At 51.9% G+C, this 17892-nt stretch carries 16 protein-coding genes; 11 read left to right on the forward strand and 5 right to left on the reverse strand.

Features of this window, described 5'->3' with window-relative positions; all coding sequences use genetic code 11:
• Positions 1 to 75: 75 nt before the first annotated feature.
• From ACGTIC_RS13875 to gltB, 3 genes are all read left to right on the forward strand, one after another.
• Positions 76 to 1701: a glycosyltransferase family 39 protein gene (locus ACGTIC_RS13875; protein WP_113856373.1), complete on the forward strand. Its 1626-nt coding sequence runs from the start codon at positions 76 to 78 to the stop codon at positions 1699 to 1701.
• Entirely contained in the window at positions 1698 to 2390 is a 693-nt protein-coding gene (locus ACGTIC_RS13880) for a uracil-DNA glycosylase (protein ID WP_113856374.1), read from the forward strand. The genes ACGTIC_RS13875 and ACGTIC_RS13880 overlap by 4 nt, the downstream gene beginning before the upstream one ends.
• A 362-nt stretch (positions 2391 to 2752) precedes the next feature.
• Positions 2753 to 7303: a glutamate synthase large subunit gene (gene gltB / locus ACGTIC_RS13885; protein WP_113856375.1), complete on the forward strand. Its 4551-nt coding sequence runs from the start codon at positions 2753 to 2755 to the stop codon at positions 7301 to 7303.
• Between the two features lie 75 nt (positions 7304 to 7378).
• On the opposite strand, the gene ACGTIC_RS13890 is transcribed toward gltB, so the two are convergent.
• The 4 genes from ACGTIC_RS13890 to ACGTIC_RS13905 are packed head-to-tail and all read right to left on the reverse strand — an operon-like array spanning position 7379 to position 9417.
• Positions 7379 to 7612 carry a thioredoxin family protein gene (locus tag ACGTIC_RS13890; protein ID WP_236699663.1) on the reverse strand — a complete coding sequence of 78 codons (234 nt, stop codon included), beginning with the start codon at positions 7610 to 7612 and terminating at the stop codon, positions 7379 to 7381.
• Entirely contained in the window at positions 7609 to 8049 is a 441-nt protein-coding gene (locus ACGTIC_RS13895; RefSeq protein WP_059076555.1) for an arsenate reductase ArsC, read from the reverse strand. The genes ACGTIC_RS13890 and ACGTIC_RS13895 overlap by 4 nt, the downstream gene beginning before the upstream one ends.
• 27 nt (positions 8050 to 8076) lie before the next feature.
• Positions 8077 to 8409 carry a helix-turn-helix transcriptional regulator gene (locus tag ACGTIC_RS13900; protein ID WP_059076554.1) on the reverse strand — a complete coding sequence of 111 codons (333 nt, stop codon included), beginning with the start codon at positions 8407 to 8409 and terminating at the stop codon, positions 8077 to 8079.
• A 9-nt stretch (positions 8410 to 8418) separates the two neighbouring features.
• A complete protein-coding gene (locus ACGTIC_RS13905; protein ID WP_113856376.1) occupies positions 8419 to 9417 on the reverse strand; it encodes a permease in 999 nt (332 codons plus the stop codon).
• A 180-nt stretch (positions 9418 to 9597) separates the two neighbouring features.
• Here ACGTIC_RS13905 and ACGTIC_RS13910 point away from each other — a divergent pair, with 180 nt between their 5' ends.
• Positions 9598 to 10485 carry a radical SAM protein gene (locus ACGTIC_RS13910; RefSeq protein ID WP_113856377.1) on the forward strand — a complete coding sequence of 296 codons (888 nt, stop codon included), beginning with the start codon at positions 9598 to 9600 and terminating at the stop codon, positions 10483 to 10485.
• 81 nt (positions 10486 to 10566) lie between these two features.
• On the opposite strand, the gene ACGTIC_RS13915 is transcribed toward ACGTIC_RS13910, so the two are convergent.
• Positions 10567 to 10767 (reverse strand): hypothetical protein, encoded by a 201-nt coding sequence (locus tag ACGTIC_RS13915; RefSeq protein ID WP_257536564.1) that lies wholly within the window; start codon positions 10765 to 10767, stop codon positions 10567 to 10569.
• A 704-nt stretch (positions 10768 to 11471) separates the two neighbouring features.
• Here ACGTIC_RS13915 and tet(W) point away from each other — a divergent pair.
• The 7 genes from tet(W) (at position 11472) to ACGTIC_RS13950 (ending at position 17877) form a co-directional block, all read left to right on the forward strand.
• Positions 11472 to 13391 (forward strand): tetracycline resistance ribosomal protection protein Tet(W), encoded by a 1920-nt coding sequence (tet(W), locus tag ACGTIC_RS13920; protein WP_002586627.1) that lies wholly within the window; start codon positions 11472 to 11474, stop codon positions 13389 to 13391.
• Between the two features lie 50 nt (positions 13392 to 13441).
• The gene (locus ACGTIC_RS13925; RefSeq protein WP_002586626.1) at positions 13442 to 14209 is read left to right on the forward strand and encodes a class I SAM-dependent methyltransferase; all 768 of its coding nucleotides are present in this window, start codon (positions 13442 to 13444) and stop codon (positions 14207 to 14209) included.
• 171 nt (positions 14210 to 14380) lie between these two features.
• Entirely contained in the window at positions 14381 to 14803 is a 423-nt protein-coding gene (locus ACGTIC_RS13930) for a sigma-70 family RNA polymerase sigma factor (RefSeq protein WP_002586616.1), read from the forward strand.
• Positions 14796 to 15008 carry a helix-turn-helix domain-containing protein gene (locus ACGTIC_RS13935; RefSeq protein ID WP_002586615.1) on the forward strand — a complete coding sequence of 71 codons (213 nt, stop codon included), beginning with the start codon at positions 14796 to 14798 and terminating at the stop codon, positions 15006 to 15008. Before ACGTIC_RS13930 ends, ACGTIC_RS13935 begins: the two co-directional genes overlap by 8 nt.
• A 497-nt stretch (positions 15009 to 15505) precedes the next feature.
• The gene (locus ACGTIC_RS13940) at positions 15506 to 15904 is read left to right on the forward strand and encodes a plasmid mobilization protein (RefSeq protein ID WP_002596229.1); all 399 of its coding nucleotides are present in this window, start codon (positions 15506 to 15508) and stop codon (positions 15902 to 15904) included.
• On the forward strand, positions 15876 to 17501 hold the full coding sequence (locus ACGTIC_RS13945; RefSeq protein WP_002596230.1) for a relaxase/mobilization nuclease domain-containing protein: 1626 nt from the start codon (positions 15876 to 15878) through the stop codon (positions 17499 to 17501). Before ACGTIC_RS13940 ends, ACGTIC_RS13945 begins: the two co-directional genes overlap by 29 nt.
• Positions 17491 to 17877: a cysteine-rich VLP domain-containing protein gene (locus ACGTIC_RS13950; protein ID WP_002596231.1), complete on the forward strand. Its 387-nt coding sequence runs from the start codon at positions 17491 to 17493 to the stop codon at positions 17875 to 17877. Before ACGTIC_RS13945 ends, ACGTIC_RS13950 begins: the two co-directional genes overlap by 11 nt.
• The last annotated feature ends 15 nt before the right edge of the window (positions 17878 to 17892 follow it).

The following is a 17892-nucleotide window of genomic DNA, read 5'->3' on the forward strand; positions in this document are numbered from 1 at the left end:
CCATCTGCTGCCGCATACCTCATCGTGCGGCAGTTTTTTTTCTGTCACATACGGCCCACTGGAAAGGAGTCTTACATGAAAGCCCGCAGTCTCTTACTCGCTATCGCCATTGTCAGCCTTTTATTTTTCCTTACAGGCAATGCGTCTCTGCCCATCACCGATCCGGTAGAATCAAATTACGCACTGACAGCAAAGGAAATGGTCTTGTCCGGCGATTGGATTTCTCCCCGGATTTTCGATACATTCTGGTATGATAAACCGATTTTCATCTATTGGATGCTCAGCCTGTCTTATACGCTGCTGGGATTCAGCGATTTTGCTTCCCGCCTGCCGGGAGCCGTGTTCGGCATGGGATCGGTCGTCCTGTTTTCCTGGTATCTGCTGCACCGTGGCACCCGGCGGGAACTGGCTGTCCTGGGAGCCGCCGTCATGGCCACCAGTCTGGAGGTCTGGGCCGTATCCCATTCTATCATTACTGATCAGATTCTCTTCTTCTTTACAGAAGCCACCCTGTTTTTTGCCTATATCGGCCTGACAGAAAATCGGAGCCCCTACATGACGGCCGCCTATGCCATGGCCGCCCTGGCCGTTCTTACCAAAGGCCCGGTCGGCATCGTCCTGCCCGGTACGTTTTTGCTGGTCTTTGCCGCCCTGCGCCGTGATGCATCACTGCTACGCCGGATTTTCCAGCCTCAGGGAATTGCCTTGTTTCTCCTACTCTGTCTGCCCTGGTACGGAATTATGTATCAGCTCCACGGAAACGATTTTATCGACGGATTCCTGGGACTGCACAATGTAGCCAGAGCCACCGCATCGGAACACCCGGAAGTCAACGTCTGGTATTATTATCTGGTGCTCGTCCCCGTCAGTCTGCTTCCCTGGACCGGGCCCGCACTTTACGGAGCATGGCATCGCCGTCATGATGGCGCCGAATATCAGTTCATGATGATCTGGGCACTGGGAACGATATTGTTCTATACTCTCGTTGCAACGAAATATCCTACCTACGCCTATATTGCCAATATTCCGCTTCTCCTGTTTGCCGTATTAGGTATCGGAGATTTATATGAAAAAAACAGGGCCCGGTTCTGGACGATTCTTACCGGGCCTGCCATCATCTGGTGGCTGCTCTTCGCCGCTGCTCCCTTATTATTCAAAAAGGCGGCCTTCGTTCCCGGAAGCTGGACCGGACTGTATCTATTCATCGCTCTTTCCATCATCCTTCTCCTGGCTGCCCAGAAGACCCATGCCTTCCCGGCACTGCCTGTCATGACAGCCATCGGTACGGCTGTCATCTATATTCTGGTCCTCTATCAGGGCCTGGTACCGTTCTATGATTATCGGTCGGCATCGGCATTTCGCCGTCAGGAAGAAGCCTTACAGGGGCAGCTCTACTTCTTTGAAGAGTACCGCACATCCTTTGCCTATTACACGGGCCGTACCGCTTTGTATACAGAGCCGGCCGGATACGATGAAAATGCCCGGCTGCACCGTTCTTCTGTCTGGGCTGGCAAACACCCCTTCCCGGAAGAAGACAGCCCGCGTCTCATGGCGCGCCTTTCGGCAGGGGAAAGGGTAACCATCCTCGTGCCACGGGGCCGTTATAGCGATTATGTCCAGTCAGAATTTTATCCCCTTACCAGAGAAGCCGGAAAGATAGGCGCTTGTTACCTGTTTTACACAAAGGAGGCTTTGCCATGACCATAGAAGATTTCATTCACTCTCTCCAGACGTATACCAGCCCGGCTGTATGCAACCCCTGGCGGGACTATGACCGTACGTGCGATCTGGGACCACAGGCACCGGAAATCCGCCGTCACCAGCTGCAGGAGTATCTGGCCCAGCGTATCGGGCAGGCCCGTTACCTCTTTGTCGCCGAAGCCGCGGGATATCAGGGATGCCGGTTTACGGGCATTGCCATCACATGCGAACGGATGCTCCTCGACGCCCACAAACAAGTGACCAGTGCCATGGTCCTGGGCCATGCAGGACAGCGCACGAGCCGTCCCGACTCTCCGTATATGACCAGCCGCCCCCAGAGAGATCACGGCATGAATGAACCGACAGATACGTACGTATGGGGTGCCATCCTGGACAACGGTCTCAATCCGCGGGACGTCCTGCTCTGGAATATTTTTCCCTTTCATCCCCACAAGGATTCGCCCTTTTCCAACCGCACACCGACGGATGAAGAATTATCGGCAGGCCTCGCGTACACCCGCCAGCTCCTCGCGCTCTGTCAACAGCCCCTGCGTATCGGTGCCATCGGCCGCAAGGCAGCAGAGACACTGCAAAGCGCCGGCATTGATGCCATTGCTACTCGTCATCCGGCCAACGGCGGAGCCGGCCTGTTCCGGAAACAATTTGCCGAGCTGATTAAAACTGTATAAAACGAATTCTATTGCCTATCCTGATAAGACCGTATTGCCATGAACCCAAGGCTCATGGCAATACGGTCTTTTCTTGCATATCCTATACAGGTACAGAAATCACCGGCATCATCAATGCTCTCATTTTATGATTATTTATCATAGTTAAAATGATTTTATTTTATCGCAAATTCAATAAAAGGTAAACTATTTTAGCTGTATGTCTTTATTTTTGTCAATGTATACAATATTATTTTTGAATTTTTTATTGACATAACCACATTTCACCTTTATAATAAATTCCAATCTGTACAACGTTTATTGTATGCGTTATAAAAATACATCTGCGTTGTACCGGGGGGATATGAAGAGGGGGAATCGATATGTATAAAAAATTACGTGATCTGCCGGCACCGCAGGGGCTGTACGATCCGGCATTCGAACACGATGCATGTGGCATTGGCTTCGTCGTCAATATGAAGGGGAAAAAATCTTATGATATCATCGACCAGGCTCTAACCATCCTGGAAAATCTGAAGCACCGCGGCGCTGAAGGCGCCGATGCCCAGAGCGGTGACGGTGCAGGAATCCTCGTACAGATACCGCATCAGTTCTTCTGCCGGGAATGTGAAGTCCTGGGCTTTACCCTGCCGCCAGAAGGAGAATATGGTGTCGGTATGATTTTTGCCCATCGCTACGAAACATTCCGCAAGAAGCAGATGGAAGAATTTGAAAAGATTGTCAAAGAAGAAGGCCTGTCCATCCTCGGCTGGCGTGACGTACCAGTCGATGAAAGCCTCATCGGGAGCATCGCCAAGACAATCCGTCCTCATTTTCTGCAGGTCTTTATCCGCAAAGATCCCGCTATGACCAACCCGATGGATTTTGAACGCAAGTTATATGTCATCCGCAAGATGGCGGAAAAGAAGATCATCCCGGCCAGTCAGGAAAAGGGCTCCGATTTCTACATTGCCAGTCTGTCTTCGCGGACCATTGTCTATAAAGGCATGCTGACTTCTATCCAGCTGCGCCATTTTTATCTGGACCTGTCCGACCTGGATTTTACGACCTCCATGGCACTCGTCCACTCCCGGTTCAGCACCAATACATTCCCCAGCTGGGCCCGGGCCCATCCGAACCGTTATATCGTCCACAACGGAGAAATCAACACCATCCAGGGGAATGTAAACTGGCTCAATGCCCGGGAAAGCAAATCCAAATCCAGTGATTTTCCAGATCTGGAAAAGGTCTTTCCCGTCGTCGATGACAGTGGCAGCGACTCGGCCATGTTCGACAACTGCCTGGAATATCTGTATATGACAGGACACTCCCTTCCCCATGCCATGATGATGATGATTCCCGAACCATGGGAAAAAGACCCGCTCATGAGCAAGGAAAAACGGGATTTCTACCGCTATCATAACTTCATGATTGAACCGTGGGACGGCCCTGCCGCTATCGGATTCTGTGACGGCATCGTCATCGGCGGCATGCTCGACCGCAACGGCCTGCGTCCTGCCCGCTATTATGTCACCCGCGACGACCGGGTCATCGCCAGTTCGGAAGTAGGGGCACTCTCCATTCCGCCGGAAGATGTTCTTTATAAAGGCCGTCTTCAGCCAGGGAAAATGCTCCTCGTCGATACGCAGCAGCAGCGCATCATCGACGATGAAGAAATCAAACAGCAGATTGCCACGGAATTTCCCTATGGGGAATGGTATAAAAAACACGTCATCGACCTGGATGATCTCATGTCCCGCCAGAATCTCATCGGCAGCGACAAAACGATACCATACGATTTGAAAGAACAGGAAATGGTCTTCGGCTATACGCAGGAAGACATGGATAAAATCATCCTGCCAATGGCCCGCGATGGCAAACAGCCCATTGACTCGATGGGGATGGACGTATCCCTGCCCGTTCTGTCGGACCGTCCCCAGCTGCTGTATGATTATTTCCAGGAAAACTTCGCCCAGGTCACCAATCCGCCCATCGACGGCGTACGGGAAAACATCGTCATGAGTTCACTCGTCATGGCAGGGAACGTCGCCAATATCATGGATCCCGATGACGAAAACACGGCCGCTCTCTACCTGAAACGACCTATTCTCACCAATGAAGAAATGGCGGTCATCAAATCACTCATGACAGATAAGCTCCACACATCGGTCATTTCTATGCTGTATCCCGTAGGCGGCGGCCCCGACGCTATGGAAACGGCTATCGAATCACTCTGTATCGACGCGCTGAAAGCTATCCGCAACGGTGCCAATATCCTGATTCTGTCCGACCGGGGCATCAATTCCCGCATGGCTGCCATCCCGGCCCTGCTGGCTACGGCTGCACTCCATCATTTCCTCATCCGCAAGACCGTCCGTTCCGATGTCGGTCTCATCCTGGAATCAGGGGAACCACGGGAAATCCATCACTTCTGCACCCTCGTCGGCTATGGCATCACCGCCGTCAATCCGTATGTAGCACTGGAATCCATCAAAGAACTGGCTGCAAAGAAGAAACTGGGGAAAATCTCCTGCGAGGAAGCTCGGGAAAACTATATCCAGGCCTCGGTCAACGGCATGCTGGCTGTCATGTCCAAAATGGGTATTTCCACCATCCACAGCTATCATGGCGCCCAGATTTTTGAAGCTGTCGGTATCAGCCGCGACCTGATTCAGAAGTATTTTGTCAATACGCCCAGCCCCATCGGTGGCATCGGCCTGAAAGAAATAGCCAAAGAAAACGCCCTGCGTCATGAAGCTGCTTTTTCTGGCAGCGATATCCTGCCGAAGGGAGACATCTATCAGTACCGCAAAGGCGGACAGGCTCATATCATCGATCCCCAGGCAGTCCAGCTCCTGCAAAAAGCCTGCCGTACGAACGATTATGACCTATACCGTGAATATGCCGACCGGGTCAATACGTCGTCCACGTACCGCCTGCGCGATTTGCTGGAATTTGTCTATCCTGCCGGTTGCAGCATCCCCATCGAAGAAGTCGAATCGGAAGATAATATCGTCAAACGATTCCGTACCGGTGCCATGAGTTACGGCGCCCTCAGCAAGGAAGCTCACGAATGTGTGGCCCGGGCCATGAATCAGCTCGGCGGCATGAGCAATACCGGCGAAGGCGGCGAAGACGCAGCCCGTTTTGATACCGATACCAATGATAAGATCAAACAGGTCGCTTCGGCCCGTTTCGGTGTAACCAGCAACTATCTGGTCCATGCGGCAGAACTACAGATCAAGTGCGCCCAGGGTGCCAAGCCCGGCGAAGGCGGCCATCTGCCCGGCAGCAAGGTCTATCCCGACATCGCCAAAACCCGCCATGCCACGACTGGCGTCGCCCTCATTTCACCGCCACCGCATCACGACGTTTATTCCATCGAAGATCTGGCAGAACTCATTTTCGACCTGAAGAATGCCAACCGCAACGCCCGCATCGGCGTCAAACTGACCAGTGGTGCCGGCATCGGTACCATTGCCGCCGGCGTCGTCAAGGCAAAAGCCGATGAACTGACTATCAGCGGCTTCGATGGCGGTACCGGGGCATCTCCGCGGACCAGTCTGCGCCATGCCGGACTTCCCTGGGAAATCGGCCTTTCGGAAGTACAGCAGACACTGCTCCTCAATCAGCTCCGCGACCGGGTACGCGTCGAAGTGGATGGCAAACTGCTCACGGGCCGCGACGTAGCCATTGCCGCTCTGTTCGGCGCTGAACTCTTTGGATTCGGCACGGCGCCCCTCATGGCCATCGGCTGCCATATGCTCCGCGTATGCCACCTCAATACCTGCCCGTACGGCGTGTGCACACAGAACGAAAAACTGCGGAAGAATTTCAAGGGCAAGCCGGAATATATCATCAATTTCATGCATTTCATCGCCCGGGACCTGCGGGAAATCATGGCCCGTCTGGGATTCCACAAAATCGACGACATGGTGGGCCGTTATGATCTGTTGAAGCAGAAAGACACGGCACCGAACTGGAAGGCTTCCACAGTCAATCTGAAGCAGCTCCTCTATCGCCCATACACGGATATCCGCATCGGTCATCACTTCACGACACCCCAGGACCATGAAATTTCTAAGACACTGGACATGTCGAAACTGGTGCGCATGTGCCGTCCGGCCCTGGAACAGAAAAAACACATCCGTGCCCGCCTGCGCATCAAAAACACGGACCGCGTGACAGGGACTCTCCTGGGCAGTGAAATTACCCGGCGCTACGGAGAAGAAGGTCTGGCCGAAGATACAATCAAGCTCTGCTTCGTCGGATCGGCCGGTCAGAGTTTCGGAGCCTTCATCCCCAAGGGACTGACGCTGGAACTGGAAGGCGATGCCAATGATTATCTCGGCAAAGGCCTCTCCGGTGGCAAGATTGTCGTCCATCCGCCAATAGAATCGGTATTCCCGGCAGAAGACAACATCATCATCGGCAACGTAGCCTTCTATGGCGCGACCAGTGGCGAAGCCTATATCAACGGCATTGCCGGTGAACGGTTCTGCGTCCGTAACAGCGGTATTACGGCCGTCGTCGAAGGCGTAGGCAATCACGGCTGTGAATACATGACCGGTGGCCGCGTCCTCGTTCTGGGACGTACGGGCCGGAATTTCGCAGCCGGCATGTCTGGCGGTATTGCCTATGTCTATGACCTGGAACCGACGAACTGCAACCAGGACCTGGTACATCTGGAAGATCTTACCGATGAAGTCGAAATCGCCATCGTCAAGGCTATGCTCGCCCGCCACGTCCAGTACACTGGCAGCGAACTGGGCCGCCGGCTCCTGGAAAACTGGGAAGACACACAGGGCCGGATTACCCGCATCATTCCGACAGCTTATGAAGAAATGCTGGCTCTCATCGAAAAGGCAAAGGCCGAAGGCCACACCGATAAAGAAGCCCATATGATTGCATTCCAGACAAAACACGGAAAATAATAGTCACACCGGCAAAAAAAACGGCAGCAGCCGCGCAGTTTTCACTGCACAGCTGCTGCCGTTTTTTTCTGGGCCCTATTTCAGGAGTGATTCTATCTGACCGGCTTTGAGTACTCTGCCTGCCGATACCACTTTTTCGTCTACGACAAGGGCCGGTGTGCTCATGACGCCATACCGGGCAATCTGGGCAAAATCCGTTACGTACTCAATCCTGGCATCAATACCGAGGTGCTGGACGGCTTCTTTCGTCGCTGCCAGCAGGGCTTCGCATTTGCTGCATCCGCTTCCTAATACTTTGATTTTCATCATACATCATCCTCCTGTTTTATCTTTTCTTTCAAACCGGCAATATAACGCCGGATTTGTTCCATGACATCAATATAAACTGCATCATTTTTCCCTGTCGGATCTTCCAGCCCCCAGTCTTCATGATGCCTGCCCTGGACAGCCGGGCATTGTACACCACATCCCATGGTAATGACCCAGTCTGCACGGGGAAGTTCTGAAATCATCTTGGGCCTCTGTCCGTTTTTTATAACATCTATACCATATTTTTCCGCCATCAGCCGCACGACATCGGGGTTGATGGCATCTTTACTATGCGTACCGGCAGAATAACTGGTAAAAACATCTCCTGCCATCACTCTCCCGAAAGCCTCGGCAATCTGACTGCGGCAGGCATTATGGGTACAAATAAAGACGACAACGGGTTTACGTTTTTTTATTCCCGATTCTTTACGATTCATACGATTCACCTCACGCCTTATGTGATATTACCGGTCTGCGCCGTTTCCGTCCTTATCGGAACAGGGCTCCGCCTTCCGGTAACAGGCAGGGCCGCAATTCAGGGAATCAATAAAGGAACGGAATGCCGTAAGGACATCACAATTAAGGGAATAGTATGTATTCTTCCATTCTTTACGGCTTTTTACCAACCCGCATTCTGTCAGTATTTTCATATGATGAGATAACGTGGGCTGGGTAATCTGAAAATGTTCCAATAACTTACAGGCGCACATTTCTCCCTTTGTCAGCAGCCCGACAATCTGCAGACGGTTAGAATCTCCCAGCGCCTTACATATGAGGGACACATCCATAGCATTCATCTTACCACCTCACAATAATACATATCGCAGAGCATTGAAACCATATCCGACCAGGATGATTCCCACAACACAAATAGCTACAAAGACGCCCAGCAATTTCGGCTTTACTGCCTTGCGCAGGAGAATCAGGGACGGCAGGCTGAGTGTCGTCACGGCCATCATGAAACTGAGGACGGCACCAAGGAGAGCTCCTTTTCCCAGCAGTGCTTCCGCAATGGGAATGGTTCCAAAAATATCTGCATACATAGGAACGCCTACCAGCGTCGCAAGGATGACGCCCCACTGATTCTGACTGCCAAGCACCGTTTCGACCATAGTTTCTGGAATCCAGTTATGAATCAGCGCTCCTATACCTACGCCGATCAGGATATAGGGAAATACTTTTTTAAATGTTCCGGTCATCTGGTCTCTGGCGAATTCCAGCCTGTCCCATACGGTCAGTTCAGCCGGTTCTATATCCGGGCCTGCAACAGCCTGACGGATAAAATCTTCGACCTCATTTTCCAGATGCATCCGTTCTATGATCGAACCCCCTATGACGGCAATGATAAGGCCAAACACGACATAAGCCGCTGCAATCTTGTAACCAAAAATACTGATCAACAGGACGAGACTCCCCAGATCCACCATAGGCGACGAAATGAGGAACGAAAAGGTAACTCCCAGCGGAAGACCGGCACTGGTAAATCCCATAAACAGCGGAATGGATGAGCATGAACAAAAGGGAGTGACCGTTCCCAGCAAAGCTCCCATGATATTCGCCCCGATTCCATGGAACCGGCCCATAATTTTCCGGCTCCGCTCGGGAGGGAAAAAGCTCTGGATATACGAAATAGCAAAAATCAGGACACAGAGCAGCAAGGTAATCTTGATGACATCATATAAAAAGAACTGCAGACTGCCGCCAAGCCGGCTTTCTATATCTACACCGGCCCGGATTAATCCATCAGAAATCAGTCCGTTCAGCCATTGCATCCCTAAGATCTGATTTTGAATAAACAGCCACATCTGGTACGCCTCCTTGTCACATTTATTTTTATCTATGTGATAAGAATATCATTCACATTGATATTTGTCAATATGAATAGTTAATCTATCCAGAATCACCTGCCGGTGGCACAAATCTTTTTACTATAAGATATAAAGTATAGTATAATAGTACCATTCTCCCATGAAAGGATGATAGATATGTATATTGATGACGCTGAAGGCATGGTATTTCGTCCCCCCAGCGAAGCGTATAGTTTCATATTGCGTGCCACCATCGGCTGTTCCCACAATACGTGCACATTTTGCCCGATGTACAAGGAATCGCGGTTCCGGATCCGTCCCCTGGAGGAAATCGACGGTATCATTGAACGCGGTGCCGCCGCTTACCCCTATGTCCGCCGTGTCTTTATCGCCGATGGCGATGCTCTGGTCCTGAAAACGGAAGACCTGCTACACATCATAAAAAAATGCTATGATTTATTTCCCCGACTGACCCGCGTCGGCGCCTATGCGACTCCTGCAGATATCGACCGCAAGACGCCGGAAGAACTAGCCGCACTCCACGAAGCAGGTCTTGGGATTCTCTATACGGGAATCGAAAGCGGCGACGATGCGGTCCTCACCCGGGTCCATAAGGGTACGACGGCGGAACTCACCGTGCGGGCCGGCCAGAAAGCGCTGGCTGCAGGGTTTAAATTATCTGCCATGATTCTTCTCGGTCTGGGCGGGCAGGAACGGACCCATGAACACGCCCTGCACACGGCAGAAGTCGTGTCTGCCATCAATCCCACTATGCTCAGCGCCCTGTCCCTGATCATCCCCGAATTTGTTCCCCTGTACAAGGAAGTGCAAAACGGCACCTTTACACCTCTGACGGCCCGGGGATTTATCCGGGAACTGGACGAGCTCCTGCGCCATACGGAAATGACAGAGCCCTGCATTTTCCGCAGCAATCACGTTTCCAATCTCTATCCCGTAGGCGGCACACTGCCCAAAGACAAAGAAGCCATGCTCCGGGCATTAGAGCAGATGATGCCCCATATGGACGATACGACACCCATTCTGGGCGATGTGACCCATTTCTAAAGCAAAAAAACAGAGGATGCTGCACTACAGGCTTTAAAAGCCATTCTGCACATCCTCTGTTTTATTTTTATATTTTCTTTTTTAGTGCTGAGCCGGAACGGTAATGGTTTCGCGCTGTTTTTCTGCATTCCGGGCTTCTATCTTATCCATGTTGCGGGCAAAAATCCCGGCCAGGATGGACCCGGTGACCTGATGGATAGCAGCACCGACAGCGGCCGGAATGGCTACAGCCGGAGCAAAGAAAACGGAAACAAGGGAAATAGCCAGGGCATCGTTCTGCATGCCAACTTCCAACGTGACGGAATGCTGCTGTTTCTTACCCAGTCCTAATGCTCATGTACGGTAAGGAAGCAAGCAACCGAAAACAAGAGATAGACCGCCAGCACTACACTATTCCGAACCAAAGACCAAAAGATAAGCATTGTGGGAAAATCTAAACTTTTGGATTTTCCTACAATGCCAACTACGGCGGAATCCCTCCCACTCCTTATATCTTTCTGTATACATTGAATTTGTATTTAGTAAAATGCAGACAACACCACGGATCGGCTTTTGGTTGGACAATTCCAACCAAACACCACAGCAGACAGCAGAAAACATTCTGAACGCTAGGAAGCCGGTATGATTGTTACATATAAGGGGAAGAAAAATTTCTTTTAGGTACTTGCTTTCCTAAAACTGATGTGATACAATGATTTAATCCAGAAAAGGAGTAAAAAATATGCGGCAAGGTATTCTTAAATAAAACTATAATCAAATAGTGGGAACAAAGGATTATGATAGCTCCTTTTGTAGGGGCTTAGTTTTTTGTACCCAATTTAAGAATACTTTTGCCTTATCAATTTTGACATATCCCCAAAAACAGCAATCACAAACAGGTGTATGCTGTATATGTGTATGTCCGCAACTTATAATCCCCAGTGGTAAAAGTATTTTACTGCTGGGGATTTTTATGCCCTTTGGGGCTGTAAAGGGAGGACAATCACATGAAAATAATCAATATTGGAATTCTTGCCCATGTAGACGCTGGAAAGACGACCTTGACGGAGAGCCTGCTATATGCCAGCGGAGCCATTTCAGAACCGGGGAGCGTCGAAAAAGGGACAACGAGGACGGACACCATGTTTTTGGAGCGGCAGCGTGGGATTACCATTCAAGCGGCAGTCACTTCCTTCCAGTGGCACAGATGTAAAGTTAACATTGTGGATACGCCCGGCCACATGGATTTTTTGGCGGAGGTGTACCGCTCTTTGGCTGTTTTAGATGGGGCCATCTTGGTGATCTCCGCTAAAGATGGCGTGCAGGCCCAGACCCGTATTCTGTTCCATGCCCTGCGGAAAATGAACATTCCCACCGTTATCTTTATCAACAAGATCGACCAGGCTGGCGTTGATTTGCAGAGCGTGGTTCAGTCTGTTCGGGATAAGCTCTCCGCCGATATTATCATCAAGCAGACGGTGTCGCTGTCCCCGGAAATAGTCCTGGAGGAAAATACCGACATAGAAGCATGGGATGCGGTCATCGAAAATAACGATGAATTATTGGAAAAGTATATCGCAGGAGAACCAATCAGCCGGGAAAAACTTGCGCGGGAGGAACAGCAGCGGGTTCAAGACGCCTCCCTGTTCCCAGTCTATCATGGCAGCGCCAAAAATGGCCTTGGCATTCAACCGTTGATGGATGCGGTGACAGGGCTGTTCCAACCGATTGGGGAACAGGGGGGCGCCGCCCTATGCGGCAGCGTTTTCAAGGTTGAGTACACCGATTGCGGCCAGCGGCGTGTCTATCTACGGTTATACAGCGGAACGCTGCGCCTGCGGGATACGGTGGCCCTGGCCGGGAGAGAAAAGCTGAAAATCACAGAGATGCGTATTCCATCCAAAGGGGAAATTGTTCGGACAGACACCGCTTATCAGGGTGAAATTGTTATCCTTCCCAGCGACAGCGTGAGGTTAAACGATGTATTAGGGGACCAAACCCGGCTCCCTCGTAAAAGGTGGCGCGAGGACCCCCTCCCCATGCTGCGGACGACGATTGCGCCGAAAACGGCAGCGCAAAGAGAACGGCTGCTGGACGCTCTTACGCAACTTGCGGATACTGACCCGCTTTTGCGTTGCGAAGTGGATTCCATCACCCATGAGATCATTCTTTCTTTTTTGGGCCGGGTGCAGTTGGAGGTTGTTTCCGCTTTGCTGTCGGAAAAATACAAGCTTGAAACAGTGGTAAAGGAACCCTCCGTCATTTATATGGAGCGGCCGCTCAAAGCAGCCAGCCACACCATCCATATCGAGGTGCCGCCCAACCCGTTTTGGGCATCCATAGGACTGTCTGTTACACCACTCTCGCTTGGCTCCGGTGTACAATACGAGAGCCGGGTTTCGCTGGGATACTTGAACCAGAGTTTTCAAAACGCTGTCAGGGATGGTATCCGTTACGGGCTGGAGCAGGGCTTGTTCGGCTGGAACGTAACGGACTGTAAGATTTGCTTTGAATACGGGCTTTATTACAGTCCGGTCAGCACGCCGGCGGACTTCCGCTCATTGGCCCCGATTGTATTGGAACAGGCATTGAAGGAATCGGGGACGCAGCTGCTGGAACCTTATCTCTCCTTCATCCTCTATGCGCCCCAGGAATACCTTTCCAGGGCTTATCATGATGCACCGAAATACTGTGCCACCATCGAAACGGCCCAGGTAAAAAAGGATGAAGTTGTCTTTACTGGCGAGATTCCCGCCCGCTGTATACAGGCATACCGTACTGATCTGGCCTTTTACACCAACGGGCGGAGCGTATGCCTTACAGAGCTGAAAGGATATCAGGCCGCTGTCGGTCAGCCGGTCATCCAGCCCCGCCGTCCAAACAGCCGCCTGGACAAGGTGCGCCATATGTTTCAGAAGGTAATGTAAAGATACATAATCGTCAAGACGGCAACAATCAGAAGTTATGGAGGGTAACAATGGAATATAGTAAGGAAGATTTAATGGAAGCAAAAAAGCAAATTTGGGGAGTGGGAGAGAACATGGGAACAGAGGAAAGTAAAAAAATCTGGGAGGAGAACGCACAATTTTGGGATAATGCAATGGGTGACGAATCTAATGAATTTCACAGAGAGGTAGTGCGTCCCAAAGTAACGGAACTTCTATCTCCTAATCCTGCGGATTACATTTTGGATATTGCGTGTGGCAATGGAAATTATTCTTCGTATCTTGCACAAAGAGGCGCTTCGGTTGTCGCTTTTGATTACAGCAAAAAAATGATAGAATTGGCTAAAAGACGGCAATCACAATATGCAAAACAAATTGAATTTTGTGTGGCGGATGCGACCGATAGAAAAAGTATATTAGAATTAAAAAGAAATCGAGCCTTTACGAAAGCAGTTTCTAATATGGCAATTATGGATATTACGGATATTGAACCACTTCTTATGGCTGTTTATGAACTGTTGCAGGAAAGCGGAATTTTTGTCTTTGCAACGCAACACCCTTGTTTTGTCACGTTGACTGAAAAATATATGACACCGCACAGTTACTATGATATAGCGATTGAAGGGCAACCGAAAGAGCAGATTTATTATCATCGTTCCATACAAGATATTTTTAACCTTTGTTTTAGAGCTGGATTTGTCATTGATGGATTTTATGAAGAATGTTTTAAAACCAACAAAGAAATTCCTATGGTAATGATAGTAAGGCTTAAGAAGGTAAAACGTGATAGCTTAAAATAAATTCAAGTTTGTCGGGTAAATAGCAAACCCAGCCGAGCCAGTCAACGGTCAAGATGAACGGCGCATATGCGCAGCCGTTGACAGCCCCGCCCGCCTTTGCTGGTAGGCAATCAAGGGGCGACAGCAAGAAGTGCCACCGCCCCGCACTATTATTCAGAAAGGGGAATTTCCATGACCGACCAGATAGCCTATCAAGAATATATCCAGCGCAGGTACAACGCCTTTTGCAAGACTGTTATCCGCTGTGCCGCCTTGGACAAGATTTTGAAGCTTAAACGGCAATGGGAACGGCAAGTTTCCCTTGACTATCTGATGAACGAGAAGTTTGTCCAGTTTGCCGCGTCGGAGCCGGACGAGGAATACCCATTTACCGTCTGCGGTCAGACCGTCCTGCTCTGCAACGCCGCCCTTGCCGACGCGATCTCTGTTTTGCCGGAGCAGACGCGGGAAGAAATCCTGCGCTATTACTTTCTGCGCCAGCCGCAGCGCGTGATCGGCGCGTGTATTGGCCGGTCACGCAGCACAGCGGGGCGGCATATCCAGCTTGCCTTGCAGCGGCTACGCGAAGAAATGGGGGTGAGCCGGTATGAGTAGACTTCTCCCCTATGAAACAATCCTCAAAGCCCGTGAGGGCGACCCAGAAGCCGTGAACGCTGTCCTGCTCCACTACGCCGGATATATCCGCTATTTCTCAAAAGTGAACGGGCAGGTCAACGCCGAGGTGGAGGACTATGTAAAGCAGCGGTTAATTGACTGTCAATTCAAGTTCCGGCTTGACGAACCACCGGACAAGTCATAAAAACTGAATACCAGCCGCCACCGACGCGGCCAGCGAAAGCAGTAAGTCTTGAAAAAGATTTACTGCTTTTTTTGTTGTCCGGCTCCGCTCCCGGCCATTTTGCCCCCTGCCGGTTGTAGTAGTAAGCGAGGAGGGAATTTTTCTGCCCTGGTGTTTGGCATTTGGAGCATTTACCCGTAGTAGAGGGCAAAGAGAAAGGATTTCTCCAACACCGGGTAGAAACCACTGCGTCCGGTGTCATTTTAGCGAAAGCGGGCAGGAATGCCCTTTACAGGATTAGTAGTAGCAGAAAAAGAGAAACAAACTTTTGTGGTTGCAGTTTTCCAAAAAAGTGGCGGACGGAAGTGAGAGAAAGTTTGCAGTCACGGAGAGCAAGTTTCTACCACGGTGCCAAAATCCGCAATTCTGCAGTTTTGCCCCTCGCGGGAAACTTGTTGGGGAGTGCCTTCCCCAAACCCTGCTCATGCGCCCTTACGGGCGAGAAAGGAGGTCACACCATGCGAAAGAAATACAACACGCCCCACCGCAGCCGCGTTGTGAAAACCCGGCTGTCCGAAGATGAGTATGCCGACTTCACAGCGCGGCTTGCGCCCTATGGTATCAGCCAGTCCGAATTTCTCCGGCAGGCGATACGGCGGGCGACCATACGCCCGGTTGTCCATGTGTCGTCGGTCAATGACGAGTTGCTTTCCGCTGTCGGGAAGCTGACAGCCGAGTACGGCAGGATCGGCGGCAACCTCAATCAGATTGCCCGGTATCTGAACGAATACGGCGTACCCTACAACACCCTTTCCGGCGAGGTACGCGCCGCCATATCCGACCTTGCCGTCCTCAAGTATGAAGTCCTCAAGAAAGTAGGTGACGCGGTTGGCAACACTCAAGCATATCAACTCTAAAAACGCCGACTACGGAGCCGCCGAGCAATATCTTCTCTTTGAGCATGACGAGTTTACCATGAAGCCCGTCCTTGATGAAACCGGCAGGCTTATCCCCCGCGAGGACTACCGGCTGTCCACGCTGAACTGCGACGGGGAGGATTTTGCCGTTGCGTGTATGCGGGCCAATCTCCGCTATCAGAAAAACCAGCGGCGGGAAGATGTGAAAAGCCACCACTACATCATCAGCTTTGACCCGCGGGACGGGCCGGACAACGGCCTGACCGTAGACCGGGCGCAGGCGTTGGGGGAACAATTCTGTAAAGAGCATTTTCCCGGCCACCAGGCCCTTGTCTGCACCCACCCGGACGGGCATAACCACAGCGGCAACATTCATGTGCATATCGTCATAAACAGCCTGCGGATTGAGGAAGTGCCGTTCCTGCCCTACATGGACAGGCCGGCCGATACGAAAGTCGGCTGCAAGCACCGATGTACCGACGCTGCCCTGCGCTACTTCAAATCCGAAGTCATGGAGATGTGCCACCGGGAGGGGCTTTATCAAATCGACCTCTTGAACGGCAGCAAGAACCGCGTCACCGACCGGGAGTATTGGGCGCAGAAAAAGGGACAGGCCGCGCTGGACAAGCAGAACGCCCCCATGATTGCCGATAGTATCACGCCCCGGCAGACCAAGTTTGAAACGAACAAGGAGAAGCTGCGGCAGACCCTACGGAAAGCCCTTGCCACCGCCGCCAGCTTTGACGAGTTTTCCTCTCTGTTGCTGCAGGAGGGTGTGACCGTCAAGGAGAGCCGGGGGCGGCTTTCCTACCTCACGCCGGACAGGACAAAGCCAATTACCGCCCGGAAGCTGGGCGACGATTTTGACCGCGCCGCTGTCTTTGCCGTTTTAGAGCAAAACGCCGCCAGAGCAGCCGAAGCGCCAGCCAGATCCCCCGATCCCCCACGCACCATAAAAGACCGCTTGCAGGTTGCCAGAGCCGAGATAGCCGCCCCGAAACAGGACGGAGTGCAGCGGCTTGTGGACATTGAGCAGAAAATGGCCGAGGGCAAAGGCCGGGGCTATGAACGCTGGGCGAAGATACACAATCTGAAGCAGGCCGCCAAAACGCTGTCCGTCTACCAGCAATACGGCTTTACTTCCCCGGAGCAGTTAGAAGCCGCCGTTGACACCGCCTATCAGAAAATGCGCCAGACCAGCGGCGAACTGAAAGCACTGGAAACGAAGCTGCAAGGGAAAAAGAAGTTGCAGCGGCAGGTGTTGGCCTACGCCCAGACCAAGGCCGCCCGCGACGGGCTGCGGGCACAGAAATCCGAGAAAGCCCGCGCCGCATACCGGCAGGCCCATGAGAGCGATTTTATCATAGCCGACGCAGCAGCCCGGTATTTCAAGGCGCATGGCATTACCAAGCTGCCCGCCCGGAAAGCGTTGCAGGCCGAGATCGAGCAGCTTATCTCCGAGAAAGACGGCCTGTATAACACCTATCACGAACAGAAACAGCGGTTCAAGGAGTTGCAGACCGTCAAGCGGAACATCGACCAGATTTTGCGCCGGGACGAGCCGCACCGCAGAAAGGAGCAGAGCCATGAGCGATAACCTGCCCCACATGGACTACCGCCAGCACCGGCGGGCGCGGCGGCTGGTACATGAGTGCTGTAACTACGATGAGGGGAACTGCCTGCTATTGGACGACGGGGAGCCTTGCGTGTGCGTCCAGAGCATTTCCTTTTCCCTCATGTGCCACTGGTTCCGTGTGGCTGTCCTGCCCCTTGACGGGGAGCTGGCCGCAGCCCTCTTGTGCCGGGGAAGCCGGAAACGGTGTGCCGTCTGCGGGGCGGCCTTTGTCCCCAAATCCAACCGGGGAAAATACTGCCCCGACTGCGCCGGGCGCATGAAGAAAATCAAAGCCGCCGAGAGAAAGCGGAAACAAAGGCAGAGATGTCACGCTTTAGAGCCTTTCAAACCCGCATAAATCAAGGCTTTTTTC

Source organism: Megasphaera hexanoica, from assembly GCF_043520715.1.
GTDB classification, from domain to species: Bacteria; Bacillota; Negativicutes; order Veillonellales; family Megasphaeraceae; genus Megasphaera; species Megasphaera hexanoica.